At 41.4% G+C, this 21,052-nt stretch carries 20 protein-coding genes and 1 tRNA gene; 8 read left to right on the top strand and 13 right to left on the bottom strand.

Features of this window, described 5'->3' with window-relative positions; genetic code table 11:
* Window positions 1-166: 166 nt before the first annotated feature.
* The 4 genes from A0739_RS02555 (at window position 167) to A0739_RS02545 (ending at window position 1,846) form a co-directional block, all read left to right on the top strand.
* Window positions 167-490 carry a hypothetical protein gene (locus tag A0739_RS02555; protein ID WP_061586953.1) on the top strand — a complete coding sequence of 108 codons (324 nt, stop codon included), beginning with the start codon at window positions 167-169 and terminating at the stop codon, window positions 488-490.
* A 227-nt stretch (window positions 491-717) separates the two neighbouring features.
* The gene (locus A0739_RS02550; protein WP_061586952.1) at window positions 718-1,167 is read left to right on the top strand and encodes a hypothetical protein; all 450 of its coding nucleotides are present in this window, start codon (window positions 718-720) and stop codon (window positions 1,165-1,167) included.
* A gap of 185 nt (window positions 1,168-1,352) precedes the next feature.
* On the top strand, window positions 1,353-1,436 hold the full coding sequence (locus A0739_RS09995) for a hypothetical protein (RefSeq protein WP_231082567.1): 84 nt from the start codon (window positions 1,353-1,355) through the stop codon (window positions 1,434-1,436).
* 98 nt (window positions 1,437-1,534) lie between these two features.
* Entirely contained in the window at window positions 1,535-1,846 is a 312-nt protein-coding gene (locus tag A0739_RS02545) for a hypothetical protein (protein ID WP_061586951.1), read from the top strand.
* Between the two features lie 311 nt (window positions 1,847-2,157).
* On the opposite strand, the gene ftsY is transcribed toward A0739_RS02545, so the two are convergent.
* From ftsY to A0739_RS02530, 3 genes are read right to left on the bottom strand one after another with little or no spacing between them, the layout of a single operon-like run.
* Window positions 2,158-3,465 carry a signal recognition particle-docking protein FtsY gene (ftsY, locus tag A0739_RS02540; protein ID WP_061586950.1) on the bottom strand — a complete coding sequence of 436 codons (1,308 nt, stop codon included), beginning with the start codon at window positions 3,463-3,465 and terminating at the stop codon, window positions 2,158-2,160.
* A 3-nt stretch (window positions 3,466-3,468) separates the two neighbouring features.
* The gene (locus A0739_RS02535) at window positions 3,469-4,287 is read right to left on the bottom strand and encodes a Cof-type HAD-IIB family hydrolase (RefSeq protein WP_061586949.1); all 819 of its coding nucleotides are present in this window, start codon (window positions 4,285-4,287) and stop codon (window positions 3,469-3,471) included.
* Window positions 4,287-5,078, bottom strand: a complete 792-nt coding sequence (locus tag A0739_RS02530; protein WP_061587126.1) for a Cof-type HAD-IIB family hydrolase — start codon at window positions 5,076-5,078, stop codon at window positions 4,287-4,289. The genes A0739_RS02535 and A0739_RS02530 overlap by 1 nt, the downstream gene beginning before the upstream one ends.
* 205 nt (window positions 5,079-5,283) lie before the next feature.
* On the opposite strand from A0739_RS02530, the gene A0739_RS02525 reads away from it, so the two are divergent.
* Entirely contained in the window at window positions 5,284-5,979 is a 696-nt protein-coding gene (locus tag A0739_RS02525; protein WP_061586948.1) for a VIT1/CCC1 transporter family protein, read from the top strand.
* Window positions 5,980-6,018: 39 nt separating this feature from the next.
* Here A0739_RS02525 and A0739_RS02520 read toward each other — a convergent pair whose 3' ends face one another.
* The 5 genes from A0739_RS02520 to A0739_RS02495 form a co-directional block, all read right to left on the bottom strand.
* Window positions 6,019-8,007 carry an ABC transporter permease gene (locus A0739_RS02520; protein WP_033629644.1) on the bottom strand — a complete coding sequence of 663 codons (1,989 nt, stop codon included), beginning with the start codon at window positions 8,005-8,007 and terminating at the stop codon, window positions 6,019-6,021.
* 1 nt (window position 8,008) lies between these two features.
* On the bottom strand, window positions 8,009-8,767 hold the full coding sequence (locus A0739_RS02515) for an ABC transporter ATP-binding protein (RefSeq protein ID WP_000173369.1): 759 nt from the start codon (window positions 8,765-8,767) through the stop codon (window positions 8,009-8,011).
* Between the two features lie 593 nt (window positions 8,768-9,360).
* Window positions 9,361-9,633, bottom strand: coding sequence for a PspC domain-containing protein (locus A0739_RS02505; protein WP_001092797.1), 273 nt, complete (start codon window positions 9,631-9,633; stop codon window positions 9,361-9,363).
* 59 nt (window positions 9,634-9,692) lie between these two features.
* Window positions 9,693-10,142 (bottom strand): SprT family protein, encoded by a 450-nt coding sequence (locus A0739_RS02500; RefSeq protein ID WP_033629642.1) that lies wholly within the window; start codon window positions 10,140-10,142, stop codon window positions 9,693-9,695.
* Window positions 10,129-12,258, bottom strand: coding sequence for a Tex family protein (locus A0739_RS02495; protein WP_033629641.1), 2,130 nt, complete (start codon window positions 12,256-12,258; stop codon window positions 10,129-10,131). The genes A0739_RS02500 and A0739_RS02495 overlap by 14 nt, the downstream gene beginning before the upstream one ends.
* A gap of 130 nt (window positions 12,259-12,388) precedes the next feature.
* Between A0739_RS02495 and A0739_RS10725 the strand changes: the two genes are divergently transcribed.
* Genes A0739_RS10725 through A0739_RS02480 form a run of 3 tightly spaced genes read left to right on the top strand, consistent with a single transcriptional unit; the run spans window position 12,389 to window position 14,238 of the window.
* Entirely contained in the window at window positions 12,389-12,520 is a 132-nt protein-coding gene (locus A0739_RS10725) for an SPJ_0845 family protein (RefSeq protein WP_000268696.1), read from the top strand.
* Window positions 12,521-13,426 (top strand): permease, encoded by a 906-nt coding sequence (locus tag A0739_RS02485; RefSeq protein WP_033629640.1) that lies wholly within the window; start codon window positions 12,521-12,523, stop codon window positions 13,424-13,426.
* Window positions 13,423-14,238: a TIGR03943 family putative permease subunit gene (locus tag A0739_RS02480; protein WP_033629639.1), complete on the top strand. Its 816-nt coding sequence runs from the start codon at window positions 13,423-13,425 to the stop codon at window positions 14,236-14,238. The genes A0739_RS02485 and A0739_RS02480 overlap by 4 nt, the downstream gene beginning before the upstream one ends.
* 83 nt (window positions 14,239-14,321) lie before the next feature.
* Here the strand turns inward: A0739_RS02480 and A0739_RS02475 are convergent, their stop codons facing one another.
* The 5 genes from A0739_RS02475 to A0739_RS02455 all read right to left on the bottom strand — a co-directional run bounded on the left by A0739_RS02475 (window position 14,322) and on the right by A0739_RS02455 (window position 20,919).
* Window positions 14,322-15,248 (bottom strand): bifunctional riboflavin kinase/FAD synthetase, encoded by a 927-nt coding sequence (locus A0739_RS02475; RefSeq protein ID WP_033629637.1) that lies wholly within the window; start codon window positions 15,246-15,248, stop codon window positions 14,322-14,324.
* A gap of 143 nt (window positions 15,249-15,391) precedes the next feature.
* Window positions 15,392-18,931, bottom strand: a complete 3,540-nt coding sequence (smc, locus tag A0739_RS02470; RefSeq protein WP_061586947.1) for a chromosome segregation protein SMC — start codon at window positions 18,929-18,931, stop codon at window positions 15,392-15,394.
* Window positions 18,922-19,620 (bottom strand): ribonuclease III, encoded by a 699-nt coding sequence (rnc, locus tag A0739_RS02465; RefSeq protein WP_000661465.1) that lies wholly within the window; start codon window positions 19,618-19,620, stop codon window positions 18,922-18,924. Before rnc ends, smc begins: the two co-directional genes overlap by 10 nt.
* Window positions 19,621-19,793: 173 nt before the next feature.
* A tRNA-Arg gene (locus A0739_RS02460) sits at window positions 19,794-19,865 on the bottom strand.
* Window positions 19,866-19,932: 67 nt separating this feature from the next.
* Window positions 19,933-20,919: a GMP reductase gene (locus A0739_RS02455; protein ID WP_061586946.1), complete on the bottom strand. Its 987-nt coding sequence runs from the start codon at window positions 20,917-20,919 to the stop codon at window positions 19,933-19,935.
* Window positions 20,920-21,052: the final 133 nt, after the last annotated feature.

Genomic DNA, 21,052 nt, shown 5'->3' with positions numbered 1-21,052 from the left:
CGAGACCCAACAAAACATAAAGGTAAGCTCTCCAGCCGTTACGAACTAGACCCCCTAGGCCGTCTGAAAAGGCAAAGCCAGCAGCGAACTGTTCGCATTCAATCCCGCCCACAATATCCTCGACATCCCGACGAAAAAGGTCAAACCATACTAACCAGGAAATAATATGAATACTATTTTTAAACTAAATGAAAAATTGGAAAACTTACCCTCTATTTTAAGTATTGAGGATGAATTATTTTTTATCGATAGATTACAAACGTTACCTATTGATGAAATTAGGAAAAATAAAGAAATATTTAAGAGAATTATCTCAGCTATCCAAGAATCTCACCAAGACAACGGGATATTTGAAATAACAGATGAAAATATTAAGACTTTCTTTGAATTTGTTATCTGGATTAGAAATTTAAAAAAACTATATCACCTTGATTTTGAGAAATATATAGATGGGTTAGACACAAATTTTGATGGTTCACAACAAATTTGATCCTCAAATGAAAAACTATACAGCAAGACGTAATGAGTAAAACTCGTGGAGACAATAAAGGATTTACATTAAGAGAATTAAATTCACGGGGTAATGAATTTACTGATTGTTACATTCAATACCACCCAGGGAACCCTAGGCATTATGAGGGGGCACCTTATTGGAAAGTATCTTCTGATAAAAGTGGAACGCAAAGATTTCCTGCAGAATAATATGAAAGGTTGATAATGAATATTTATGATGAAATTATCCCCGCGAAGAGTTTAGGGGGAATCAGATTAAAAGACAATATTATAAATTACTCCAGTATCATTAATAAAAATATGTTAAATGGAAAATTAAAATTTTTTCAAACTAATGTTAATTCATGCAGATATATATTTACTGATATCCCAATTGAAATTAACGTAGATATTACTTCAGGAGAAATTTATAAAATTTCTGCATTAGAAGGATATCAAGGTAAATTCAGAACTATTAAAATAGGAATGCCTATCAATGATATCTTAAATTCTAATTTAGGTTTCTATTACGATGAATGTGAAGAAGCTTTTTTTTCAAAAATTATTGAAGGAATTGCACTGGAAGTTTCTGAAGATGACCCTCCGTTCGAAGAAGCCATCAAAATGAATATAAAATATATCTCTGTTTTTGATCCAACCGCATTTGATCAATAAATTTAATTAGGCCTTGAATATTAATTAATTCTAATTAAACAGAAATTCAAATAGTCGTCCTAGGGTGAGTTGAGACCCAATGTTCCAGTAATGTCGTCTAAAAGAGGAAACCAAGGTAACGGTAACAGATAGCGTATACCATCCCTTCCACCTGAAAAAACCATTATTGCGACCTTGAGACGGGGCTGCATTACAACTTCTTCAGGTATTACGAGCCTGAAGCGGGTCGGTTTGTAAATCAGAATCCGATTGGGTTGTGGAGGGACTAAAGAAAACCTTAACTCTAATATAGTTAATGGGTTAGGCCCCATCAGCAATCCTACCACTCTTAAAAAATCTATCATAAAAGCTAATGGAGGAGTAGCAAATGCATCAACTGCTTTGCCTAGAAAAAGATGAAATTGATATTAATGACATTTGGAATTTTAAAATTACTATCACTGAAGCTCAAGAAAATAGAAATAAAGAAGCTCATTTGACAGGTTTACTTGGCAATAGTGCAATGGTAATATCAAGTACGGAAACTACTATTTACAATGACAATGAATTAAATATTATTTTATTTCAGAAACTAGCAGGACCAAAATATTCTGGGAAATTAGACAAAAGAATTATTATTAGCAAAAATATCAGCAAAGTTACTTTTGGCTCTGCAAGGAGAATCATATGGTATAACTAGCCTAGACGGAATCAAACTCCAATAACCCCTGTAAAATGTTAAAGAGTTATCTGAAATACATTTTTAGATAACCCTATCCCCCAAATAGGGAGCCCCTCATGGCCGCTAATAAAATCTCTCGTAAAAGCAGCAAGTTCCGTGTTGTCTTTACCGTACCCGATTTCTGCTGGCTGCCTTCCTCCTGCTCCTCCTGTCAATCCGATACACGGTCTGAAATTTTTAGAGGATGAAACCGACTTTGCCTATCATAAAGATGGTCGTTTAGAATAATCAAAAACAATCCTGCAAGAATTCTTGCAGGATTTTCTTATTTATAGTAGACCTTCTAAAAGACCCTTCATAAAGTTTTCTGAGTTAAACTCTCCGATATCATCGATTTTTTCACCGAAACCGATCAATTTTACAGGGATATTGAGTTCTTCACGAATTGCCAGAACAACACCACCACGGGCAGTTCCATCAATCTTGGTCAATACAATTCCTGTCACAGGGGTAATTTTCGAAAATTCTTTAGCCTGTACCAAGGCGTTTTGTCCAGTTGACGCATCGAGTGCTAGGAAGGTTTCATGTGGTGCTTCTGGAAGGACACGCTTGATGATGCGACCAATCTTTTCCAACTCTGCCATGAGGTTGTCCTTGTTTTGCAGACGACCTGCTGTATCAATCATGAGAATATCAATTCCTTCTGCTACGGCACGTTCCATCCCATCAAAGACCACACTTGCTGGATCCGCTTTTTCAGGCCCCGTTACAACAGGAACATCCACACGACGTCCCCATTCTGCTAGCTGGGCAACGGCACCAGCACGGAAGGTATCCGCAGCAACCAGCATAACTTTCTTACCAGCTTGTTTGTAGCGATGAGCTAATTTCCCAATAGAAGTTGTTTTCCCAACACCGTTAACACCAACAAAGAGCATAACTGTCAAACCATCTTGGAAATGGATTTGTTCATCGTAGTTGCCATCCTTTTCGTAGAGCTCAACCAATTTCTCGATAATGACACGGCGGAGTGAGTCAGGTTTCTTAGCATTTTCTAATTTGGCTTCATAGCGAAGCTCTTCTGTTAGGTTCGAAGCGACTTGCACACCGACGTCACTCATGATGAGCAGTTCTTCTAATTCCTCAAAAAAGTCTTCATCGACAGAACGGAAGTTGGCAAAGAAGGCATTCAAGCGTGCTCCGAATCCCGTACGCGTTTTCTTGAGACTGCGGTCATATTTTTCCTGAACCGTTTCTTCAACTTGTGGATATTCTTCTTCTACTTCAAAAGCTGGCTCTTCGTCACTTTCTAGAGATTCTTGGCTCTCTTCTTCGAAAAATTCTTCAGGCTCTTGGCTTTGCTCTGTCTCATCAACTTCTAGCTCAATCTCTTCCTGAGCAGTTTCTTCGAATGCTTCTGGTTTAATAACTTCTTCTGTCGAGATCTGAGGAATTTCTTCTTGAGCAAGTGTTTCTTCTACTTTTCCCCTTGTTATCTCTTCCTGACTTGTTTCTTCGATAGCCGTTTGGTTTTCTTCAACCTCTTCTGACAAATCAATATTTTCCAGAGCTTCTTTTACAATATCTTCGATTTTCGGCTCTTCTTTTTTACCGAATAAACGGTCAAATAATCCCATATTCTAGTCCTCCTTTAGCACGTATTCTTCGATAGCCCAGGCAACGGCTTCCTCGTCGTTGGTCATAGGGGTAATCACATTGGCAACTTCCTTAACCGCTGGAACAGCATTTTGCATGGCAACTCCCAGACCTGCCCACTCAATCATGGAAAGGTCATTGGCCTCGTCCCCACAAGCCATGACTTGACTTTGATCGATTCCAAGGTGTTTAATTAATTTCGCTAAACCTGTTGCCTTGTGGACATTTTTTGGCGACCATTCCAATAAAAGTTCACGCGATTTGAAGATTTCATATTGGTCAAACAAGTCTGGAGAAATCTGTTGAATCGCTGCATCCAAAGGTTCTTGGGCAAAGGCAGTCACGCATTTATTATACGTCATCTGACTAGATAGATCTTCAAAAGCGACAGGTACGAAAGTCAGGGCTGGGTTAAACTTAGCATAGAGACTTTCTTGGTCAGACTGGATTTGATAGACGGTTCCTTCTGAAATAGCATCTAACGGAAGTCCGAGTTTTTCAGTTTCCTCGTACAAGCGTGCCACATCGTCGATTGAAAAGACTGTTTTATCGAGAATCTCTCCTGTATTTTTCTGTACCAGACCACCATTAAAGGTGATGGTGTACTCATCCTCCTGACCGTCAGTCCCTAGCTCATGGAGAAAGAAATCCATAGCCTTCAATGGACGACCTGTTGTCAGAACGACCTTGATGCCACGATCACGCGCAGCCTTGAGGACCGCCTTGGTACGATCTGTCAGCCTTTTATCTGTTGTCAGTAAGGTACCATCCAAATCAAGTGCAATCAATTTAATATCTGCCATTATAAGCCCTCCATATAAGCCATCACTGATTGGTTCTTATGGTGGCCAATCACTGCTTCTGCTAATTCTAAAATCTCTGGTCGCGCATTTTCAGGAGCGATTGGGTGCCCAACAACCTGCATCATGTGAAGGTCATTGAGATTATCGCCAAAGGCCATAACCTGATCCATGCCAAGCCCCAGTTTTTTCGCCAACTCAACAATGGCCATACCCTTATCAACGTAGTCCAAGACAATATCGATGGATTCAAAACCAGTTGTCATGGCTTTCACACCAGAAACATTTTCGTTGACCCAGGCCTCACCAACTTCTATCGTTTCTTCAGTAAAGTTCGTAGTGAATTTAAAAATCTCATCTGTGATATCTTCCAAACTCGCTACTTTTTGAATGTTTTCATTGTAGTGACGGCTAAACATCAGATAGGTCTCATCGACTGTGTCTAATACGTAACAAGCTTTTTTCCCAGTCAAGAGCATTTTTCTTTCGTCAAAATAAGGCGATTTCTTTAAAGCTTCAAAAGTGCTCAAGTAAAAATCCCGAGACATAGTAGCCTCATACATATCCTCACCATGAAACTCAACATAGCTCCCATTTTCAGCTATAAAAATCACTTCATCACGCACATCCGCAAACAACTTTTTCAGGGACAAGATACCGCGACCTGAAGCCACAGCAAAATAAATCCCCTTTTCCTTGTAGGAAACAAGTACGTTTTTGAGGCGTTTCATATCAAACCGACCCTCTCCATCTAGAAAGGTTCCATCCATATCGGTTGCTACAAGTTTAATCATAAAATCATTCATTCTCCAATTGATAAATCTATCTTCTATTATACCATAGATAAGTTTAAAAAGGTCCAGTACAGTAGGATAACACTACTTTTTCGAAGAAACTTCAAAGAGCATAAAAATTAGAATAGTAGAACTTTTTTCAGATAGTTTAAAAAGTTTGTATTCCACTATTCTTTTCTCTATAATGGAGAGAAAGGAGATGACTATGACAGAAATGAAACATGAAATTGATGCAAACTTTGCAGGCCGACTCAATATCCTACGCGCAGGTGTTCTGGGAGCCAATGATGGGATTATTTCCATCGCTGGAGTCGTTATCGGTGTTGCCAGTGCGACAAGCAATATCTGGATTATCTTTCTATCAGGATTGGCCGCTATCCTCGCTGGTGCTTTTTCTATGGCAGGTGGCGAATATGTCTCTGTATCGACTCAGAAAGACACGGAAGAAGCCGCTGTCGCTAGAGAACAGTTGCTCTTGGATAAGGATATCGAATCTGCAAAACAATCTCTCTATGCTGCTTACCTTCAAAATGGTGAGTGTGAAACGTCCGCCCAACTCTTGACCAACAAGGCCTTTTTAAAAAATCCACTCAAAGCCTTGGTCGAGGAAAAATACGGTATCGAGTACGAAGAATTTACCAATCCTTGGCATGCTGCCATCTCTAGCTTTATCGCCTTTGTACTGGGAAGTCTTCCTCCTATGCTTTCGATCACCGTCTTTCCAAGTGACTATCGTATTCCAGCAACTGTTCTTATCGTAGCCCTTTCCCTTCTTATTACCGGCTATACCAGTGCTAAATTAGGAAAAGCTCCTACGAGAACTGCTATGATCCGTAACCTCTGTATCGGACTTCTCACCATGGGCGTAACCTTCCTCTTGGGACAACTCTTTAGTATCTAAGCTAAAAGAAATACCTCGACCAGCATCGAGGTATCTTTTTTACATTTGCACAATCTTGCGATAACTTCTTGAGGTAATCATAAAGATCAAAATATAGACGATGAGGAAGATAGCACAGATGGACAATGTAACGGTCAACATCATGGTCGCATCCAGCACGCCAATAACTTTTAGGATGAGGCTAAGCATATGATAGGCAAAAGCAAGGTGTAGGAAGGCAAAGAGCAATGGAAGGAAGAAAACAGTTAGAACCTGTTTGTTAATCGTTTGCTTGATTTGCTTTTGATCAAGTCCGACCTTTTGCAAAATGATGAAACGTTCACGGTCTTCATAGCCCTCAGAGATTTGTTTGTAGTAAATAACCAGGACTGTTCCCACCATAAAGATGATAGAGAGGAAGATACCGATAAAGAAGACACCTCCATAAAGAGCACTTATTTCCGCACTGATATCAGCCAGATTGCTTCCGTATACATAGCTTCCCTCTTTGTTTAAGTCTCTATTGAAGTTACGAAGATATTCTGTAAAGTCGTCAGCGAGTTTGAGCTGTTCTTCCTCACTTGCAGTTACATTCATACCACCATAAAGTTGATCAAAGAGAGAGGAATCAGGATATTGATCAATAAAGGCCTGCAAATTAGGCACAACAAGATAATTGTAGTCAGATGTCAGAATGTTATACTGATTTGGCACATGTTCCAGAATAAAATCATTTTTAATTTCTTCTTTAACTGTGTAGTTCTGATCATTTAGAGTAAGTTCTTTCTGTCCTTCAAGTACCTTATTCTTGGTAAACAAGCCGACTTCATTTCCTGAAAGGGAGAGTTTTTGACCAGTCATGTTTTCATAGTCTTTTTGGTCAAAGACCATGAAAATGGTTTTCGGTTGGACGAAGTTATTTCCCTTTGTAAAGATACGGAGCTTGGTTCCATCTTGGCTCTCGATGCCAAAATTGCTATGACGAAAGACTTCTTTTTTGGTGACAGTTAATCCCTTATCGCTAGCATATTGACTCAAAAGTTTATCTAAATCTTCTATTTCAACATTTCGTCCTGTAATTCCAAAATCATGTGGATTCATGAATTTCTTGAACGTTTCAGAAGCTGAGAAGATACTGGTTGCTGCTGACATGGTTACCAAGACCATGGTTGAAAGGATGGCAATCGTAGCCAAACCAACCGCATTTTTCTTCATACGGAAGATAAGATTGGATAAGGAAATCATGTTGTTAGGTTGGTAATAGTAACGCTTGTTTTTCTTTAAGATTTGTAGGAATACAGTAATCCCTGCATTAAACAAGAGATATGTCCCAAAGATTACCAACAAGACTGCTACAAAGAAAATCACAACAGCATTAAGTGGATTTTCAACTGTTACTGCTAGATAGTAGCCTGTTCCCATACTAATCAAACCTAGAATAGTTTGAAGACTTAAGAAACGTCCTTTTTTCTCACCACTAGCCTTCTCACGAGAGAGCTGAAGGGCATTCATGCGTGCAATACGAAAGGCATTGATAAAAACCAAACCTAGGAAAATAGCCCCAAAAATAAGGGTAACTAGGATAAAGACGCTTGGTTGGAAGGTTGCTACGAGCTCCACCTTCATATTCATTAGCTTCAGAAGCAGAGCAAAGATGAGCTTATCAAAGAGAGCTCCTAGGCCAAGTCCAGCTGTCAAGGTTAGGGAGCCAAAAATAAGAAGCTCCTTAAAGACCATGCTGATCAAATGGCGTTTTTCTAATCCTAGCATGCCATAAATCCCTAGTTCCTTGGAACGGTTTTTCATGACGAAACTATTGGCATAAAAGACGATGATGGCAGAGGCTATAGTGACAATCACCATACCAAAACCTAACGTCATGGAGATAGTTTCTCCCCCTCGAATCTTGCCAATATTAGGGTTAAGTGTCAATGAGTAAAAGAGATAAGTGATGGTCACAGCTAAGAGAACTGCTAAAGCAAAGGGATAGTAGAGTTTGCGGTTTTTGATTAAGTTCGATACCGCTAACTTATTGGTTAATCGAAACATACTAATTCACCTCGCTCGCCATGACTGTCAAGGTATCAGAGATTTCCTGGAACATTTGACGTTCTGTCTTGTCTCCACGGTAGATTTGGTTATAGAGAATTCCGTCCTTGATAAAGAGAACGCGCTTGGCCCTGCTTGCTGCCGCGGTTGAGTGAGTTACCATGAGAATGGTTTGACCTCGCTCATTGATTTCATCAAAAACATCTAGAAGAGCTGCAGAAGACTTGGAGTCAAGCGCCCCAGTTGGCTCATCGGCAAGAAGAATTTCAGGTTCTGTGATGATGGCGCGTGCTACTGCTACCCGCTGTTTTTGACCACCTGAAATCTCGTAAGGATACTTCTCTTGCAATTGGTTGATGCCCAAATTTTCAGCTGTCACTACCAATTTCTTCATCATCTCTGTGATAGGTTTTCGTGATAGAACTAACGGAAGCAAGATATTGTCCTTAACAGACAGGGTATCTAGCAAGTTAAAGTCCTGAAAGACAAATCCCAACTTCTCACGACGGAAACTCGAAGCCTGTGAATTTTTAATAGTGGCTGTGTCTGTTCCGTTTAAGTAAACCTGACCTCGAGTTGGTTTATCCAGCATAGCTAGGATGTTGAGCAGGGTAGACTTCCCAGAACCAGACTCCCCCATGATAGCAACGTAGTCACCCTTTTCCACAGTAAAATGAATGTCTTTGAGTGCTTCTACTTGGTTGCCTTGGAAACGTGTTTTGTAGATTTTTTGAACGTGTTTTACATCTAAAAGTGTCATGATTTTCTCCTTCTTAATATCCCATCATTTGAAACTGTGCTTGCATCATAGCGCATCCTAGTTGAACACGCTCGATATCTTTTTGACTTGGTTTTCTTGTTTTCTTTTGTAAAATTCTTTTCATGGTTTTGCTCCTTTGTTCTTTATGAGTCTAGTTTATCGCAAAAAAAGGTAGCCTGCCATAACCTAACCTTACAAAAGAGACTTTAATCTTACATTTTTGTAAGATTGAAGAATATCAAGCAATTTCGCTATCAATATTTTACCATAAAAGAAAGGCAAGAAGAAAACCCTTGCGGATGCAAGGGTTAAAAGTTATTCATCTTTTTGATCTCGTCTAGAAATGATGAATTTATCAATGAAGAGAAAATGAAAAAGAAACAAAGGAATTGCTAAAAGACAACCTTCTTCTGAAAAATCCTGTTTCGTTAAGTGGTATAAGTAATTATTGGTTGATAGAAAACTAGTAATCAAAATAAATAGAATCCAGAACACGTCCGTCCATTTATAGTTTTTAAAGTATTTCCTAAGCATGCTACTGCCTTCTTTTCTCTTGTAGTATCGTTGCAAAACTTTTGTTACCATAGATTTACTCACCAAAACCAGCCATCATTGTCTTCAATAGCTTGGGCTTCCTTGCGTTTGCGTGGTCCTGTTCCGTACATTTCAGCTTCGATTTCTTCCTTAGTTGGCAGGATAGAGGCAAGGATGATGTAAATAATCACTCCGATTCCAAAATTTGCCACGGTAAAAATGGCGAAGAGAAAGCGGACTAGGGTTACATCAAAATTCCACTTGTCTGATAGCCCAGCTAAAACTCCTGACACCATACGATTTCGTCTCATTTTATAAAATTTTGTATTCATGATTGTTTCCTCTTTCGGTATTCTTACAAGTAGTATAGCATGAATCAGAACTATCAACATCAGTCCTTAGGCCGATTTATGATGACGAGTTTACCTCGACAAACTCCACAGCGATAGCGTTTGGTATCAATTCTTCTCTTACGCTGATAACTTTGCTGGCAAGATTGGCACTGATAGACTAGGTAGGCACTTTGAGATTGTGTTTTCAAGGGTGGTACATAGCGCAGTCCATCCACTTCTTTCAAAAGTTCCTTAAAATCTCGGTCCTTATGGCGATAGCCCTTTCTCTGAAAATAAAGGTGATAGTGACAGAGTTCATGGCGCACGATTTTGCGAAAGACTTCCAAACCTAGTTCATTATAAACCTTGGGATTAAAATCCAAATTCCCATCTTTAGGGAAAAATCGCCCACCTGTCGTTCGCAGACGAGAATTCCACTGGGCTTGGTGCGTGAAAGGTCTACCAAAGTCTTCGAGGGAAACAGACTGAACGTACTCAGTCAGTTTCATCTGGAGCTAAGAGCGACAGATTAACTTTTTTACGTTCAGTATCGATTTTCTTGACCCAAACCGTTACCAAATCTCCGACTGATACCACTTGGCTGGGATGTTTGATAAATTTACGACTCATGTGGGAAATATGAATCAAGCCGTCCTCGTGAATCCCGATATCAACGAAGGCACCGAAGTCAACGACATTCCGCACCACACCTTCCAGTTTCTGGCCGACTTTTAAATCCTTGATATCCAAGACATCTTGACGAAGCACAGGTGCATCAAATGAGTCACGGAAATCTCGACCTGGTTTGAGAAGATCAGCAATGATATCTTTAAGGGTTTCTGGGCCAAGTTCTAGTTCTTGCGCCATTTCCTTGATAGAAAGAGACTTAAGCTTATTTTGAGCTTCTTCATTCAAGTCCTTGATATACAAGCGTTTGAAGAGTTCCTTAACCGCAGCATAGTTTTCTGGGTGAACTCCAGTATTATCAAGAATATTGCTACTTTCAGGAATACGGAGGAAACCAGCTGCTTGCTCAAAGGCTTTAGCACCTAGACGAGAAACCTTCTTGATTTGAGAACGTGAAGTGATTTTTCCTTCTTCCTCACGGTATTTGACAATATTTTCAGAGATAGTTTTATTGAGTCCAGCTACGTGGGAAAGAAGAGCTGGGCTGGCTGTGTTAACATTGACACCGACTTGGTTAACCACGGTATCCACGACAAAGTCCAGACTCTCAGACAGTTTCTTCTGACTGACATCGTGCTGGTACTGGCCGACACCGATTGACTTAGGATCGATTTTGACCAATTCAGCAAGGGGGTCCTGCAAACGACGAGCAATAGAGATAGCAGAGCGTTTTTCAACGGTTAATTCTGGAAACTCCTGACGGGCTAGCTCACTAGCAGAATAGACAGAGGCACCACTTTCATTGACGATAACATAGCTGACTTTAGGAAAATCTTTCAGAACTTCCGCCACAAAGGCTTCACTTTCCCGACTGGCCGTTCCATTCCCGATAGCAATAATTTCCACACCGTATTGACCAATCAAGTCCGCCAAATCTTTCTTGGCTTCTTCAATCTGACGAGCTGAGGCTGGTTTGACAGGATAAATGACGTGAGTCGTCAACATTTTCCCTGTTGCATCAACAACAGCCAGCTTGGCACCTGTACGAAAGGCGGGGTCAAATCCTAGAACCACGCGCCCTTTCAGCGGAGCAACCAAGAGAAGATTGCGCAGGTTGTCAGAAAAGAGTTGGATAGCCCCTTCTTCTGCTTTCTCAGTTAATTCTGTCCGAATGCGTCGTTCTATAGCAGGCAAGACTTTTTTCTTAACTGACTGTTGAACTACTTCATCTATATAGGCATTTTTCACCTTGAAACGAGCAGCAAAGAAAGATAAGATACGGTCCGTCGCATGTTCAAATCCGACTTTTAAGACACCTAGTTTCTCACCACGATTGAGAGCCAAGGTACGATAACCCTGCATATTGCCAACAGTCTCTGAGAATTCGTAATAAATCTGAAAAACTTGTTTTTCATCAAGACTCTCATCCTTGACCTGCGAAGTGATTTTAGAGTGTCTCAACACTTCCTGATATGTCAGTGAACGCAAATTGACATCTTCCGATAAGGCTTCGACCAAAATATCAACCGCACCAGCCAAGGCTTCTTGACCAGTCGCAAATCCTTCACAGACAAACTTCTCAGCTTCTTTCTCCAAGTCAGCTACATCCTGCAAAATCAAGCGAGCAAGAGGAAAGAGTCCAGCTTCACGGGCAATGGTTGCCTTGGTTCGACGTTTTTCCTTATAAGGAAGATAGAGTTCTTCAACGTCTGCTAATTTTTCAGCTGCCAAAATAGCTGCTTCCAATTCCTTGGTCAGCTTGCCTTGTTCTTGAATCTTAGCTAAGACAGCTTCCTTGCGGTCATTGAGATTTGTCAGACTTTTATCCAAGTCGATAATGGCCTTAATCGCCACCTCATCCAGACTACCAGTCATGTCCTTTCGATAACGCGCGATGAAGGGAATTGTCGCTCCCTCAGCCGTCAAACTTAGAACGGTATCGATTTGCTTTAAGGTTACTCCCAAATCTTGGGAGATTTTTTCATATTTTTTATCCATAAATCTATTATACCATAAGGAACAGCTCTTGTTTTGCCTTACCTATTTTTGCATCTTTGATTATCAAAATAATCCCATTTCCGCAAAATAATAGTATAATAGAGATAGAATGTAGAAAAGAGGTAGGCCCATGGCTGTTAAATTTACAAAAACGGATGATTTGGACAAGATGTTTGAAGAATTCGCCAAACTTCCTGACTTAACACAAGTCACTTTCCCAGATGACAAAGACAAAAAAGAAAAAGTTGAGAAGAAAAAATAGATGACTGTTTTCCAATCTCTTCCTCCTAGTGTATTACAAGCGGGAGCTATTTTTCTCTCCATCATGATTGAAGCCCTTCCTTTTGTCTTGATTGGGAGTCTGATTTCGGGGTGGATTGAGGTCTATATCACGCCTGATAAAGTTTATGAGTTTCTTCCTCGCAATCGTTGGGGGAGGATCTTTTTTGGTACCTTCATTGGCTTTCTCTTTCCTTCTTGCGAATGTGGAATCGTTCCGATTATCAATCGTTTTCTGGAAAAGAAAGTGCCCAGCTACACAGCGGTTCCTTTTCTGGTGACTGCTCCCATCATCAATCCTATCGTTCTTTTCGCTACATATTCTGCCTTTGGCAATTCAATAAAACTTGCCTTCTTGCGAGCTCTGGGAGCTATTGTGATTGCTTTGATTCTGGGGATTTTCCTAGGATTTTTCTGGAAGGAACCCATTCAAAAAGAGAATCCTATCACTTGTCATGAACATGACTTTTCACACTTGGGTCCTGCTAGAAAGGTCTTTCAGGTCTTTATACAGGCTATTGATGAGTTTTTCGATATGGGGCGTTACTTGGTCTTTGGCTGTCTCTTTGCGGCTATCGTGCAGGTCTATGTCCCGACTCGGATCTTGACCTCTATCAGCGCAAGTCCAGTCCTTGCGATTCTCTTGCTCATGTTTCTAGCCTTTCTCCTCTCTCTTTGTAGCGAGGCGGACGCCTTTATCGGTGCTTCTCTCCTCTCGAGCTTCGGCCTAGCGCCAGTCCTTGCTTTTCTGATCATTGGCCCCATGCTTGATATCAAAAATCTCCTCATGATGAAACACTATCTAAAAGCACGCTTCATCTGGCAATTCATGGGCATCGTGACAGTGCTTGTTTTGTTTTATTCTTACATGTTGGGGGTGATGCTATGATCCGATTTATCATTCTACTAGGTTATTTTGCTCTGACCCTTTATCTGCAGCTATCTGGCAAGCTCAGTCACTACATTAACCTCCACTATTCCTATCTAGTCTATATCTCTATGGTCCTTTCTCTTCTGTTGGCTCTGGTCCAATTCTATATCTGGATCAAGAAAATCAACTCTCACAGCCATTTGGAAAGTCGTCGATCTAGACGAATCAGCATCCTTTTACTGTCACTACCTCTCTTGATTGGAGTTGCCTTTCCGACAGTAAGTTTGGACTCGAGAACTGTATCTGCCAAAGGTTATCATTTCCCACTTGCTGAGGGAATCGATACTGCTATTCAGGCAAGCGAAGGCACATCCAGTCAATACCTCAAACCCGATACCAGTACCTATTTTTCCAAATCTGCTTATGAAAAGGAAATGAGGACTACAGCTGACAAATACCTCTCCCAGCCAACCATTCAAATTACAGACGATAACTATATGGAGATCATGGAAGTTCTCTATGACTACCCTCAAGAGTTTGAAGGAAAGAAAATCGAATTTACAGGCTTTGTCTATAACGATCCTAGCCATCCAGATAGCCAGTTCCTCTTTCGCTTTGGCATCATCCACTGTATCGCAGACTCTGGAGTATATGGACTCCTGACCAAGGGGAACTCACGCCAGTATCCTGACAATACTTGGATTACCGCTAGAGGAACCCTGACTCTCCACTACCATAAAGAACTCAAACAAAAACTCCCAACACTGGAGGTTGAGAGTTTCACAAAAGTAGACAAACCAGAAAATCCTTATGTCTATCGTGTGTTTTAATAAAAAGTAGCCTTTGCAGGCTACTTTTTTTGTCCATTATATGAATTTCATTCTATCTACTCTCTCGAATTGATAGCAAACTCTCACTCTCCATCCTTCCAGTTTCGAGCAATCTCTTCGTCTTTCTGGAGTTGGTCTACCAGTTCCTCTACGGAGTCAAATTTGACCATATCGCGAACACGGTCCAGCCAGTAGACCATGACTGTCTCACCATAAATATCGTCTGAAAAGTCGAAAATATTGACTTCAAAACGTGGTTCTTCTCCATCAAAGGTAACATTTTTTCCAACGCTCGCCATGCCACGATATCTTTGACGTTGCACCTCGACATCGACTACGTAAACACCGTCCGCTGGCATGTAAGTTCGGTCTCTTAGGACCAGATTGGCTGTTGGATAACCGATAGTACGCCCACGAGCATTTCCATGAACGACCGTTCCACGAGATGGGAGCGGAGTGCCGAGCAGATGATTGACTTCCTTTACATCTCCATCAAGAATTGCCTGACGAATCCGTGTAGAACTAATCTTGCCCTTTTCATCTTCAACTGGAGGAACAATGATGATCTCTCCATCAAAATAGTCCTTCAGGTCATCCGCAGTTTTCTTATCAGAGCCAAAAGTATAGTCAAATCCTGCTACAATAATAGCTGGTTTTAAAGCTCGAACATAGGTATCAAAGAATTCTTGACCCGTTAAACTAGCAAATTTGCTACTAAAGTCAAGTAAGAAAAGAGCCTCTACTCCGTGCCACTTCATCTTGTGCTCTCGTTCCTCGTGATTGACGATATGGAGCATGAGCTCAGGTTGATAAGGTTGTAAGGCAAGTTTTGGCGACTCCGTAAAGGTCATCACGACAACTGGCAGATAATCCTTCATAGAAGCCTTACTGGCCACTTCAAAAAGTTTCTGATGCCCCTTGTGGATGCCATCAAAATAACCTAGTACAAGGACTGTATTACCTGGTACTGCAATATCTTTTTCGTTCTTAATAGGTACTGTTGTAATCATGAAACTATTATATCATAGAGAAAGTCTTTTCGCTAAGAGGAAATCCCAAATGTCGTTTTTTGCGCCTGAACTGACCGTAAGAGAAAATTTAGGGCTTTAGTTTTAAAAAATAGCACCTCCTAAGAGATGCTATCGTTTGGTAACTAGTCTACTGTTTCTTCTAAATCTTTTAACTTAACCGAAACAATTTTAGATACACCTGATTCTTGCATGGTAACTCCATAGATAGAATCCGCTGCCACCATCGTTCCCTTACGGTGGGTTACGACGATGAACTGACTGTCCTTGTCAAAGCGGTTGAGGTAATCACCAAAACGTTTGACGTTGGCTTCGTCCAGCGCCGCCTCTACCTCGTCCAAGATGACGAAAGGAATGGTCTTAACTCGGATGATTGAGAAGAGCAGAGCCAGAGCAGATAGGGCTTTTTCACCACCACTCATGAGGTTGAGAGATTGGATTTTCTTACCTGGTGGTTGAACAGAAATCTCCACACCAGCTGTTAAAAGATCGCCCTCAGTCAATATCAAGTCTGCCTGACCACCGCCAAACATCTGTCTAAAGGTTACTTTAAAGGACTCACGAATAGCCTCAAAGGTTGATTTGAAGCGCTCCTTAACCTCATCATTCATCTCTGTGATGGTCTCAAGGAGCAGGTTTTTCGCAGACAAAATATCATCTCGTTGACTATTGAGGAAGTCCAGACGGTTGTGAACTTCTTCGTACTGGTCAATAGCGTCCAAATTGACAGGGCCCAGTGAGCGAATAGCCTTCTCCAAATCCTTAACCTCTTGCTCTGCCAGATTGAGATTTTCCAGTTCATGAGCCTTTTCTAGAGCTTCAGTGTAGCTGATCTGGTACTGGTCTGTTAGTTGAGCTTGTAGATAGCGCAAGCGTTCGCTGATCTTTTCTTTCTTGGCTTCAGCACGTGTTTGTTTACGAATCCACTCCTCATTCTGCTGGCGAGCCTGGTCCAAATGGCTGGCAATATCATCCAGCTGGCCTTCGATATCATCCAACTCAAACTGCTTGCGAATCAAACCTTGTTGGAGGTTTGTTTTCTGAGTTTTGGCCTCTTCCACCTGCTGACTTAGCAAATCCGTATCCACTTTCTCAAGATTATCAACCTTTTCTTGGAGGAGACGCTGAATCTCCTCTTGCTCGATATCCAGATTATCCAGTTCCTTACCTAAGCGTTCTATATCAGTCACTTCGTACCGCTTTTGTCCTTGCAGTTCTGACTTAAGCAAGCGCGCTCGAGAAATCTGTTCCTGCAAGTTTTGATAGCGTTCTTGAATAGCGTTTTTGTTAGACTTAATCTCTTCAATCTCAGCTTCCAAATTTTGCTTTTCTCTAGCAATAGTAGCAAGGCGCTCTTGGCATTTTTCCTTATCCGCTTGCCAATCTCCTTCAGTAAGGCGATTTAATTCCTCTTCTTGAAGTTTCCAAAGCGTTTCCAGTTCTTCGACCTGCTGATTGGTTTGTTGATAAGCAAGATACAAGCCTTGCTCCTGAATACGAGCTTGCTCACCCTGAGATTTGATAGCTTCTAATCTTTCTGCCAATACCGCCATCTCATCTTGCAAGATCTTCAAACTCGCTTCTTCTGACCGCAAGTCAGCTTCTTCTTTAGCAATTTCTTTTTGTAATTGCTCCAGCTCTGGCTTGATGAAAATACTGTTGTTTTGACGATTGGCACCCCCCGCGTAGGAACCACCTGTGCGCAATTCGGTACCATCAAGCGTCACCATGCGAACCTGATAGCGAACTTGACGAGCTGCGGCACGCGCATGTTCTACAGTATCAAAGATAGCCGTTGTAGCAAGCAAGTTTTTGAAAATGGCTTCTAGTCTCTTATCAAACGACACCAACTCATCTGCCATTCCCAGAAATCCTGGACTTGCTGCGATAGCATCTTGATTCTGACTAGAAATGGTACGAGCCTTGATAGTCGTCAGTGGAAGAAAGGTTGCACGACCGGCTCTGTTACGTTTTAGGAAATCAATCGCCTTGGTTGCCGCGTTTTCATCTTCTACGATGATATGCTGACTGCTAGCTCCAAGCGCAATCTCTAGGGCAGTTTGATAATGCACATCAAAGGTCAAATGTTCACTGACTGCACCAATGATCCCACCAAGACGGGCTTTTTCTTGAAGAACACTCTTAACACCCGCATAAAAATTACTATGATTTCTTAGGATGTTTTCTAAACTCTGGGCTCTAGCCTGCTTGTTTTTGAGACTGTCTAGACGATCAAAGAGTTGGCTCTGCTGGGCTTGGTAAGAAACTTTCTGCTCCTCTTGTTCCTTGGAACTAGCTTGGTAGTCTGCCAATAATTTCTGAACCTGCTCCTTGGCAGATTCAAGCTCAGCCTGTTGTTGACTGGCCTTCTCTTTAGCTGTAGCCAGTTGTTCTTTCAACTTCTCAAGTTGGTCTGCTTGTTTTTGAGATAGTTGACGGCTGTTTTCCAACTCATTCTCGATGCGGGTCAGTTGGTTTGAGACATCCGCTTCTTCTTGTAAAAGAGCGACAAAGCGTTCGCGCAAGAGCTCAATCATCTGGTCAGGATCATCTGAAAAAGCTAGCAATTCTGCTTCTAAGCGATTGAGTTCCTTGTTATTTTCAGCTAGACTTTCCTCTAACTGTTCCAAATTCCCTTCTTTTTCAGCCTTTTCCTTACTTAGAGCCTTCCTCTTATCTTCCAAAGCAGTCAAACGGGTTTGTGCTTCTTGTTGATTAAGGGCAACTTGCTCGGATTCCAGTTTGGATAGGGCTAGTTTTCGCTCTAAGTCACTGATCAAACTAGTCAAATCCATCAAACTTCCTTGATCCTTGGCCATTTGAGCTTGGAGATCCTGGCGTTTCTTTTTAAGACTTTGATTTTCCTCTTCTAACTCTTCACGCTTTTGGTAATAACTGGTCAAGAGTTCCTGAACCTGCGTTAACTCTTCTTCTGTTAGCTCTAGTTCAGTTTTGTTTTCCTTGATTTGGGCAACCAGTACATCCAAATAAATCGTCTTGCGTTGACCATCCAAGTCAAGAAACTTGCGCGCATTCTCGGCTTGTTTTGCAAGGGGCTTGATTTGATTGTCCAACTCGTAGATAATGTCCTCTAAGCGGTCGAGATTGTCCTGAGTTTGTTGCAGTTTGCTTTCTGTTTCTTTTCGACGAGTCTTGTATTTTAAAACTCCAGCAGCTTCTTCAAAAATAGCACGGCGTTCTTCGGGCTTGGAGTTAAAAATTTCCTCAACCTTCCCTTGGGAAATGATGGAGAAGGAATCCCGACCCAAACCGGTATCCAAGAAGAGGTCGTGCACATCACGCAAGCGCACTTTTTTGCCATCAATCCGATACTCGCTATCACCACTACGATAGATATGGCGTTCTACCTTAATGACTTGCCCTGCATCCTTGATGAAGCCATCTTCATTGTCTAAGGTCACGATAACAGAGGCATAATTGAGTGGCTTACGACTTTCGGTCCCAGCAAAGATAACGTCGGGCATCTTACCACCACGAAGGCTCTTGACACTAGACTCCCCTAAGGCCCATCGCAAACTTTCTGTAATATTTGACTTCCCAGAACCATTGGGCCCAACGACAGCTGTCACACCTTGGTCAAAGACGACCTTGGTCTTGTCAGCAAAGGACTTGAATCCCTGAATCTCAATTTCCTTTAAATACATGAATCCAGCCCCTTCTCAACTGCATTTTTTGCGGCCTCTTGCTCTGCCAATTTTTTAGAACGGCCTTGACCTTTTCCGATACTCTTGCCTTCAACCAGAACTTCTACATCAAAAACCTTGTCATGGGCAGGGCCCGTCTCAGAGGTCACCTGGTAGCGAATATCCACATCTCCATTGACCTGGAGTAACTCTTGAAGGTGTGTCTTGTAATCCTTAATCATTTCAAAGTCACCTGCTTCAACCTTGGGAATCATGACCTGATAGATAAACTCTTTTACTCTAGCAACATCCTTGTCTAAAAGCAAAGCACCCAGAAAGGCTTCAAAAGCATCTCCAAGAATAGTGTCACGATTGCGACCACCAGACTTTTCTTCCCCTTTTCCTAGCTTGATAAACTGATCAAACTGGCAATCACGCGCAAAACCAGCCAAACTCTCCTCACGGACAATCATAGCACGGAGCTTGGACAAATCGCCCTCTGGTTTCTTAGGATATTTTTTATACAGATATTCTGAAATCAATAATTGCAGAACAGCGTCTCCTAAAAATTCCAAGCGCTCATTGTGTGAAATTTTTAAGAGGCGGTGCTCATTGGCATAACTCGTATGAGTAAAGGCAGTTTCTAGTAGCTTTTTATCTGCAAATTCGATTGCAAAACGGTCTTTCAGTACAGTTTGTAATTCTTTCATACCAACCTCTTTCTAACTGATAACAGTCCTTCTTATTATATCAAAAAAAGCCCCCTGAGTCACTTTAAAACGGGACTAGAGGGGAATTGAGCATTATTTATAAGACAATCTTCAATTTTAAGACAAATTTAAAGAAAAAAGCCTTAAATTGAGGCTTTCTAAGAATATTTACATCCACCCTGAGGGAATCGAACCCCCATCTCAAGAACCGGAATCTTACGTGATATCCATTACACTAAGGGTGGAAACTTGTCTTATTATAACAGAAATTTGCTCTAATAACAAGTTTTTTATGGGTGGACTAAGCGTCCATTAGTGGGATGCATCCCCGTTCCAGATAGAGTTTTTCACGATCACATAATCAACGTGTTTGAGGTCCGCAACCTTGCGTCCACCTGCGTAGGAAATGGCACTCTGCAGATCCTGCTCCATCTCAGTAAGGGTATCTTGCAAATGCCCTTTTGCAGGAAGTAAGATGCGTTTTCCTTCCACGTTTTTATAAGCTCCTTTTTGGTATTGAGAAGCGGAACCATAGTATTCTTTAAATTGTTCACCATCGACTTCAATCGTCTTTCCTGGGCTTTCGATATGTCCCGCAAAAAGGGAACCAATCATAACCATGCTAGCACCGAAACGGATAGACTTAGCAATATCGCCATGAGTACGAATCCCACCATCAGCAATAATCGGTTTACGAGCTGCTTTAGTACACCAGCGAAGTGCTGCCAACTGCCAACCACCTGTACCAAAACCAGTCTTGACCTTGGTGATACAAACCTTCCCAGGACCGATTCCAACCTTAGTAGCATCCGCCCCAGCATTTTCCAATTCACGTACTGCTTCTGGTGTGCCCACATTCCCAGCAATGACAAAAGTATCTGGCAATTCTTTCTTGATGTGTTGAATCATAGAAATCACGCTATCCGCATGTCCATGAGCAATATCAATCGTGATATACTCAGGAGCATCAGCCTTGAGTCGGCTAACAAAATCATACTCGTAATCCTTAACACCGACTGAAATAGAAGCAATGAGCCCTTGATCGTGCATGCGTTTGATAAAAGGAATGCGCTCCGCCTCATCAAAACGGTGCATAATGTAGAAGTATCCGCCTTTAGCCAGTTGCTCTGCAACATCCTCATCCAAAATCGTCTGCATGTTGGCTGGTACAACAGGTAGTTTGAAAGTGTGATTTCCAAGTGTGACACTTGTATCCGCTTCTGCACGGCTTTTAATGACACATTTATTAGGGATCAACTGAATATCTTCGTAATCAAAAATTGGAAATTCATTTAACATATCGATGTCTCGTTTCTTTTGTAATGACCTACCTATGCTTGCGCATCCCTACGCCTTTTCCGACGTTTCCTTGATTTATTATAAACCAAAGTACAGTTTTTGTCAAATAATTTCAATTATAAAACAATAATGT

The organism is Streptococcus oralis (genome assembly GCF_001588645.1).
Lineage (GTDB): Bacteria > Bacillota > Bacilli > Lactobacillales > Streptococcaceae > Streptococcus > Streptococcus oralis_AB.
Note: the sequence above shows the minus strand (reverse complement) of the source record. Positions and strands in the feature narration are given on the sequence as shown.

What these genes read in the sequence shown, in the direction of transcription:
- A0739_RS02555 (WP_061586953.1), top strand. Translation starts at nt 167, where the DNA reads ATGAATACTATTTTTAAACTAAATGAAAAATTGGAAAACTTACCCTCT.
- A0739_RS02550 (WP_061586952.1), top strand. Translation starts at nt 718, where the DNA reads ATGAATATTTATGATGAAATTATCCCCGCGAAGAGTTTAGGGGGAATC.
- A0739_RS02545 (WP_061586951.1), top strand. Translation starts at nt 1,535, where the DNA reads ATGCATCAACTGCTTTGCCTAGAAAAAGATGAAATTGATATTAATGAC.
- ftsY (WP_061586950.1), bottom strand. Translation starts at nt 3,465, where the DNA reads ATGGGATTATTTGACCGTTTATTCGGTAAAAAAGAAGAGCCGAAAATC.
- A0739_RS02535 (WP_061586949.1), bottom strand. Translation starts at nt 4,287, where the DNA reads ATGGCAGATATTAAATTGATTGCACTTGATTTGGATGGTACCTTACTG.
- A0739_RS02530 (WP_061587126.1), bottom strand. Translation starts at nt 5,078, where the DNA reads ATGATTAAACTTGTAGCAACCGATATGGATGGAACCTTTCTAGATGGA.
- A0739_RS02525 (WP_061586948.1), top strand. Translation starts at nt 5,284, where the DNA reads ATGACAGAAATGAAACATGAAATTGATGCAAACTTTGCAGGCCGACTC.
- A0739_RS02520 (WP_033629644.1), bottom strand. Translation starts at nt 8,007, where the DNA reads ATGTTTCGATTAACCAATAAGTTAGCGGTATCGAACTTAATCAAAAAC.
- A0739_RS02515 (WP_000173369.1), bottom strand. Translation starts at nt 8,767, where the DNA reads ATGACACTTTTAGATGTAAAACACGTTCAAAAAATCTACAAAACACGT.
- A0739_RS02505 (WP_001092797.1), bottom strand. Translation starts at nt 9,633, where the DNA reads ATGAATACAAAATTTTATAAAATGAGACGAAATCGTATGGTGTCAGGA.
- A0739_RS02500 (WP_033629642.1), bottom strand. Translation starts at nt 10,142, where the DNA reads ATGAAACTGACTGAGTACGTTCAGTCTGTTTCCCTCGAAGACTTTGGT.
- A0739_RS02495 (WP_033629641.1), bottom strand. Translation starts at nt 12,258, where the DNA reads ATGGATAAAAAATATGAAAAAATCTCCCAAGATTTGGGAGTAACCTTA.
- A0739_RS10725 (WP_000268696.1), top strand. Translation starts at nt 12,389, where the DNA reads ATGGCTGTTAAATTTACAAAAACGGATGATTTGGACAAGATGTTTGAA.
- A0739_RS02485 (WP_033629640.1), top strand. Translation starts at nt 12,521, where the DNA reads ATGACTGTTTTCCAATCTCTTCCTCCTAGTGTATTACAAGCGGGAGCT.
- A0739_RS02480 (WP_033629639.1), top strand. Translation starts at nt 13,423, where the DNA reads ATGATCCGATTTATCATTCTACTAGGTTATTTTGCTCTGACCCTTTAT.
- A0739_RS02475 (WP_033629637.1), bottom strand. Translation starts at nt 15,248, where the DNA reads ATGATTACAACAGTACCTATTAAGAACGAAAAAGATATTGCAGTACCA.
- smc (WP_061586947.1), bottom strand. Translation starts at nt 18,931, where the DNA reads ATGTATTTAAAGGAAATTGAGATTCAGGGATTCAAGTCCTTTGCTGAC.
- rnc (WP_000661465.1), bottom strand. Translation starts at nt 19,620, where the DNA reads ATGAAAGAATTACAAACTGTACTGAAAGACCGTTTTGCAATCGAATTT.
- A0739_RS02455 (WP_061586946.1), bottom strand. Translation starts at nt 20,919, where the DNA reads ATGTTAAATGAATTTCCAATTTTTGATTACGAAGATATTCAGTTGATC.